The following is a 6,424-nucleotide window of genomic DNA, read 5'->3' as shown; positions in this document are numbered from 1 at the left end:
ATAAATAAAGTAATCAGCTTGTGACCGAGAGAACAAAGAACTAAAAGAAAAGACAAATTAGACGTTATTGAAGAATTATCTTGGCGGCGAGAGTGCAGTGGACCCACCTGAATCCATCCCGAACTCAGAAGTGAAACGCTGTAATGCCGATGGTAGTGTGGGGTTTCCCCATGTGAGAGTAGGGCACCGCCAGGTTTTATTATTAAGGAATCCCCTGAATCGAGAGATTTGGGGGATTTTGCTTTTGGCTATATGTTATATGTGTGGAGCAGAGGTAAAGAGCTTTATCGTGATTTACGGATAGCCTACTGAGCTAAACTAATTCCAGTCCATGATATCTACTATCATTTAAATCATAAAAAACTCAACAAAAATAGACCGCACTTTTAATCATTGAATTCATAGTATTGATCGTCTTTCTTAGTTTTTGATAGATTCAACACTCATGTTGGATTAAATAAGGGGTTTTTAGTAGAAAAAATTGGATATTAAAAGAATAGGGATAAGTTATATCATTTATTAATGAGAAAAATATTCTCAAGTGATACAATCCACCAAATTTTATTAGAAGGATAGATATTTCAATGGCTCGAAAGAAAAAAACACGCCGAATTACTGATGTTATGCCGATGCGTAAAGTGGATAAAAAACCTGAAATGCCGAAATCGGGGAAAAAACTCACTCGCTATGAGCTTGATGCCAAAGCTCGTGAGAATAAGAAAAAACGCAAACATAAAGGTTTGGTTTCAGGTTCACGCCATAGTGCGGTCGAAAATAAATCAAATAATGCTCAACAAGACATTAAGGACCCGAAGATTGGGAGTAAAAAGAAAATCCCTTTAGTTGTGGAATTTGTGAATAAACCGGAAAAAGGGCAGGTTATTCCGGTGATGAAACCAGTGAAAAAATCAGATCCAATGCTAGAGCTGGAGAATCTAGAAAATAATGAGATTCTTAATGAATTGTTGGATATGCTGGAAGAAGGCAAAACTATCAGTAAAGCAGATCAACAATTTGTTAATGAATGTTTGGATCGTATTGCAGAATTAATGGAAGAACTCGGTATTGAAGATGAAGAAGAAAACGACGATGATTTATACCGTACTTTTGAGAAAATTAATATTGAGCAATTTAGATAAAAGATGATTTGGATAATTATTTTAGGTTTACTTGGAACTTTTGTTATTTCTGCTTTATCTTGGTATGCATTGTGTTTGTTGAAAAAATTGAAACAGCAGAAACAAGCTTTTTTACAAGCTAAAATGCAGAGAACAACGCGGTTAAAGGAAAGTATCGAAACTATTGCAAGAGCGATGAAAAGTAAAGAATGCAACCATTCTGAAGGGGTGATTCGTCTTGCTATGTTGCTAATGCCTTTCGGCAAAAATTTGCAGCCTTATCCTGCCATGATGCAACTTTATGAGATTGTGCAAGATATGCCGACGCATGATGCTAGAAAGGCACTTGAAAAGCAAGAAAGAATGCGTCTTGACCTTAAACGTGAAAGTGCTGAGGCTAAGTTTGAGCAAGAAATATTGGAAGAATTGTCACAATTACTTGATGATGTGAAAAAATTTGGAGTGCTTTAATGTCTGAGATTATTTGGGATAACCAACTTATACAAAAATATAACCAATCAGGCCCTCGTTATACCTCTTATCCGACGGCATTAGAATTTCATGAGAAATATACTAACCAAGATTTCCTCAAAGCCGCTGAGCGATATCCGAATTGTCCTCTTTCCCTTTATGTACATATTCCTTTTTGCCATCAGCTTTGTTATTTCTGTGCTTGTAATAAAGTGATTACCCGCCATCAACATAAAGCAGATGTTTATCTCGATTATCTTGAAAAAGAAATAATTTCTCGTGCTCAATTGTTTAAACATCGGGTTGTGACGCAAATTCACTGGGGGGGAGGCACGCCGACGTATTTAAGTGAAGCACAGTCAGCACGTTTAATGAAAATGTTAAAAACGCATTTTACGATTGAGAATAATGCGGAAATTTCTATTGAGATAGATCCTCGTAAAATCGAACTTTCAATGCTTGATCATTTACGTGAGATTGGTTTTAATCGAATGAGCATGGGAGTACAGGATTTTAATAAAGAGGTGCAAAAAGCGGTCAATCGTGAGCAGGATGAAAACTTTATTGCAGCTTTATTGAAACGTGCGCGTGAGCTAGGATTTCAATCAACAAATCTTGATTTAATTTATGGTTTACCGTTACAAAATGTAGATAGTTTTATGTTTACCTTGAAAAAGGTGATTGAACTAAACCCTGATCGTTTAAGTATTTTTAATTATGCGCATTTGCCGAGTCGTGTACCCGGACAAGCAAAAATTAAAGAAGAACAATTGCCTAAGCCGGAAACTAAACTTACCATTTTACAGAAAACAATCGAGACCTTAGGGGATGCTGGTTATAAATTTATTGGTATGGACCACTTTGCAAAGCCTTATGATGAATTGGCGATTGCGCAGGAAAAAGGCGTTCTACATCGTAATTTCCAAGGTTATACAACGCAAGAGGAATGTGATCTGCTTGGTTTGGGTGTTTCTTCTATTAGTTTGTTAGGGGATACTTATGCACAAAATGAAAAAGATCTCAAAACCTATTATGCTTTAGTTGAAGAGAACGGCAATGCACTGCATAAAGGGCTTGAATTATCGGAAGAGGATTGCTTACGTCGGGATGTCATTAAGCAGTTAATTTGTAATTTTAAATTGGACTTTGAGCCAATAGAGAGACAATATAATCTCCGTTTTAGGGAGCATTTTGCTGAAGATTTAGTGTTGCTCCAACCTTTGGTTGACGATGAATTAATAAGTCTAACTGAGCAAGGGTTAATGGTTTCACCTAAAGGGCGGTTACTCATTCGGAATATTTGTTTGTGCTTTGATACTTATTCTCGTGCGGCTGCAAAACGCCAACAATTTTCAAGAATTATTTAACGCTAAATGCCACCGGTTTTGGTGGCATTTTTCTTTTTACTTATCTGTAAAAAAACTCTTTTAGAATTTCTTCCAGTATTCTAAATACTTGAATAACGGTATCCAGTTTGCTCATATCATCACACCAGTCGATAATCAGATCAGGATAAGGTGAAAGTACGGTCAATAATTTTATGAAAATCTCGTCGTTAATTAGCCAGTTTGGAACAGTAATTCGCACAATACCAATCTTCTCTTTTGCTGATTACTTTTTGGTACGCCATTATTTGTGAAAGAATATTCTGATTTTTACAAAACCGAACATGGTTATCTATTTCTACAAAAGAGCGGTCATTTTTATGTGCATTTTATCTCCATAAAAAATGCGGCTATTTTTAGCCGCACTTTTGTGATTGATAAGGCTTGTATTAAGCTTCAATACCCTCAAATAAAGCAGTACTGAGATAGCGTTCCGAAGCGGATGGAAGAATTACCACAATAAGTTTATCCTTGAATTCAGGTAATCTTGCAATACGGTCAGCCGCGGTAACAGCAGCACCGGAGGAAATCCCCGCCAAGATTCCTTCTTCTGCCATTAAGCGGCGTGCAGTGGCAATGGCGGTATCACTATCAACGGTTTCCACACGATCAATTAAGGATAAATCTAAATTTTTCGGCACGAATCCAGCGCCGATACCCTGAATTTTGTGTGGGCCTGGTTTGATTTCTTCACCGGCTAGGGTTTGAGTGATCACAGGGGATTCGCTTGGCTCGACCACCACAGAGGTAATCGCCTTACCAAAATCCAGTTTGATAGCACGGGAAACGCCTGTGATTGTCCCCCCTGTACCGGCACCGGCAACCACCACATCAACTTTCCCTTCCGTATCTTTCCAAACTTCCGCACCGGTTGTTTCTCGGTGGATTTGAGGGTTCGCTGGGTTTTCAAATTGTTTCAGCATCACATAACGATTCGGATTAGAGGCAACAATTTCTTCTGCTTTTGAAATTGCGCCTTTCATTCCTTTTGCCCCTTCGGTCAATACAAGATTTACGCCTAGACCGCGTAATAGGCGTTTACGCTCCAAACTCATCGTTTCTGGCATAGTGAGGGTGATTTTATAGCCACGTGCGGCAGCCACATAAGCGAGTGCAATACCGGTATTACCACTGGTAGCATCCACAATTTCTTTGTCTTTGGTGAGAATCCCGTCCTTTTCCGCTTGCCATACCATATTGGCACCAATACGGCATTTCACGCTAAAACTTGGATTTCTTCCTTCAATTTTTGCCACGATATTACCGTTACCGAAGTGTTTTAAGCGTACAAGCGGTGTGTTACCAATCGTATAAGAATTATCTGCATAAATTGTCATGTTTATCCCCTGTGAAAATGATTTAATATTACTAATGGCGCAGTTATAGCACCGACGATGAGATTAAAAAAATAGTTATTTGATCTACTTTATAACCAAATGCTATTTCACAATTTGGTTATTGTTTGTGCGAATATCGGTACTACTGGTCACCATTTCTGTGGAGGCGTTGCCACGGCGGTAGTTAAAATTCATATCAAAACGTAAACGATCACGATAGTTTTCTACCCACATCACCGTCGCACCACAGACAGCGACGGGAATAATCACTAAATTCACCACAGGTAAAAAGGTGCAACAAGTCACCAATCCGCCGAAGGTTAGGGTTTGTGAGCGTTGTTCGCCTAAGGCGTTTTTCATTACATTAAAAGAGATTTTATGATTGTCGAAAGGATAGTCACAATATTGAATTGCCATCATCCATGCGGTAAATAAAAACGTTAAAACCGGTACGATGGTTTGCCCAACAACAGGAATAAAACTGAGCAAGAATAAGCCGATAATTTTAGGCAAGCTATACCACAATTTTTGCCACTCACGGCGTAGCATACGTGGTACGTCTTTCATTACATCTAACAAATTATTATCATTAATCGCTTCTCCTGTTAGCATTTTTTCCAGTTTCTCCGCCAGTAATCCGTTAAAGGGGGCGGCAATAAAACCGGAAAGCGTGGTAAACATAAAATAAAATAGTAACAAAATCATACCGATAGAAAGTACGAGTAAAATAACGCTTAGAAAACCAAGCCAATCCGGTACGAAAGTCATCATCCAATCAATCATTGAACTAATTTGTGAAACCAGTAACCAAAGTAAAGCTGTCAGTAAAACGATATTGAGTAAAATAGGCATAATGACAAAACGGCGCAGCCCTTTTTGTGTAATAAAATGCCATCCCATCACAAAATAATGGAATCCCGATTTGATTTCTTGTTGATTAATCATTGTTTTTCCTTTTGATGTATCAATAAACTCAAGAAGAGTGGTTGATTTTGACAGTATTTTCGCCGTTAAATTCCCGATGAGTTCTGTTTTTTCACCCTTTAAAATATGGTAGCATTAGTTCAGTTTTATTGCCTGTTAAGGAGCAAAAATGGATCTGAATACAATTTTGATTATTTTAGGGGTGCTGGCACTCGTTGCCCTTGTTGCACACGGATTATGGTCAAATCACCGTGAGAAATCAAAGTATTTTAAAAACTCGACAACATTTAACCGCACTTTTACTCAAGAACAGCATAGTCGAGAACAACAAACATTATCTGAATCGGTGATTCAAGATACGCCTTCATCCGAGGTGGCTCAAAAGGTGCAGCAACAATCCTTTGAACAGCAGCAATCAATATCACCGGTGGATTACCGTGAAACCGAGTGCACGGTCGATGATATTAAAATTTCCATTCCAAATGTTGAACCTGCACCTGAACCTGTTCGTGTAGAATATGAAATGAACCCGGCTGTACCTAAGCAAAATCCTGCAAATATGACGCTTGAACAACTGGAAACACAATCTCAAATCAATGACTTTGAAGGGATTAATTCTTCTTCGCCAGAATTGCGGGAACAGCTTTCGCAAATGTCATTGGGGGAGTTGGATGAGGTAAAATCTACCGTGCATTTTAATGAAGCACGAACACAAGACGTAAACACGGAAAAACAAACCTCCGGTTATATTCAGCTTTATGTTGTTTCACCACAGTATCGTGAATTTAACGGTTTAAAATTAATACAATGCCTTGAAAATTTGGGCTTTATTTTTGGTGATCACAATATGTATCACCGCCATTTTGATTTAAGTGTGGCAAGTCCAACGTTATTCAGCGTAGCAAATTTACAGGATGACGGCAGTTTTAACCCATATAACACGGAATTTAGCACCATTGGCATAGTACTATTTATGAAATTGCCTTCTCCGGGGAGCGATCTCGCCAACCTTAAATTAATGATCCGCGCAGCTAAAACCCTTGCAGAAGATTTAGGTGGAACAGTACTCACCGAAGATGAGAAAATCTTTGATGATTACCAAGAGCAACGTTATCTTGAACGTGTATAAAATAGATTTATTTTCAACCGCACTTTTAATTTGGGCGAACATCGGGTTCGCCTTTATTGT

The 6,424-nt window shown here is 38.3% G+C and carries 7 protein-coding genes and 1 rRNA gene; 5 read left to right on the top strand and 3 right to left on the bottom strand.

Annotated elements, in window-relative coordinates:
- Nucleotides 1-79: 79 nt before the first annotated feature.
- The 4 genes from rrf (at nt 80) to hemN (ending at nt 2,956) form a co-directional block, all read left to right on the top strand.
- A 5S ribosomal RNA gene (gene rrf / locus A3GE_RS0106980) occupies nt 80-195 on the top strand.
- Nucleotides 196-584: 389 nt separating this feature from the next.
- Nucleotides 585-1,139: a Der GTPase-activating protein YihI gene (yihI, locus tag A3GE_RS0106975; protein ID WP_018356541.1), complete on the top strand. Its 555-nt coding sequence runs from the start codon at nt 585-587 to the stop codon at nt 1,137-1,139.
- A 3-nt stretch (nt 1,140-1,142) separates the two neighbouring features.
- Nucleotides 1,143-1,589: a DUF2489 domain-containing protein gene (locus A3GE_RS0106970; RefSeq protein WP_018356540.1), complete on the top strand. Its 447-nt coding sequence runs from the start codon at nt 1,143-1,145 to the stop codon at nt 1,587-1,589.
- Nucleotides 1,589-2,956 carry an oxygen-independent coproporphyrinogen III oxidase gene (gene hemN / locus A3GE_RS0106965; RefSeq protein ID WP_018356539.1) on the top strand — a complete coding sequence of 456 codons (1,368 nt, stop codon included), beginning with the start codon at nt 1,589-1,591 and terminating at the stop codon, nt 2,954-2,956. The genes A3GE_RS0106970 and hemN overlap by 1 nt, the downstream gene beginning before the upstream one ends.
- A 40-nt stretch (nt 2,957-2,996) precedes the next feature.
- Here hemN and A3GE_RS11870 read toward each other — a convergent pair whose 3' ends face one another.
- The 3 genes from A3GE_RS11870 to cysZ all read right to left on the bottom strand — a co-directional run bounded on the left by A3GE_RS11870 (nt 2,997) and on the right by cysZ (nt 5,256).
- Entirely contained in the window at nt 2,997-3,176 is a 180-nt protein-coding gene (locus tag A3GE_RS11870) for a hypothetical protein (protein ID WP_077584336.1), read from the bottom strand.
- A 187-nt stretch (nt 3,177-3,363) separates the two neighbouring features.
- Entirely contained in the window at nt 3,364-4,311 is a 948-nt protein-coding gene (gene cysK, locus A3GE_RS0106960; RefSeq protein WP_018356538.1) for a cysteine synthase A, read from the bottom strand.
- Between the two features lie 102 nt (nt 4,312-4,413).
- Nucleotides 4,414-5,256 carry a sulfate transporter CysZ gene (gene cysZ / locus A3GE_RS0106955; RefSeq protein ID WP_018356537.1) on the bottom strand — a complete coding sequence of 281 codons (843 nt, stop codon included), beginning with the start codon at nt 5,254-5,256 and terminating at the stop codon, nt 4,414-4,416.
- Between the two features lie 148 nt (nt 5,257-5,404).
- Between cysZ and zipA the strand changes: the two genes are divergently transcribed.
- Nucleotides 5,405-6,364, top strand: coding sequence for a cell division protein ZipA (gene zipA / locus A3GE_RS0106950; RefSeq protein WP_018356536.1), 960 nt, complete (start codon nt 5,405-5,407; stop codon nt 6,362-6,364).
- Nucleotides 6,365-6,424: the final 60 nt, after the last annotated feature.

This window comes from Rodentibacter pneumotropicus DSM 21403 (genome assembly GCF_000379905.1).
GTDB lineage: Bacteria > Pseudomonadota > Gammaproteobacteria > Enterobacterales > Pasteurellaceae > Rodentibacter > Rodentibacter pneumotropicus.
This window is presented reverse-complemented; position numbering and strand designations above follow the sequence as displayed.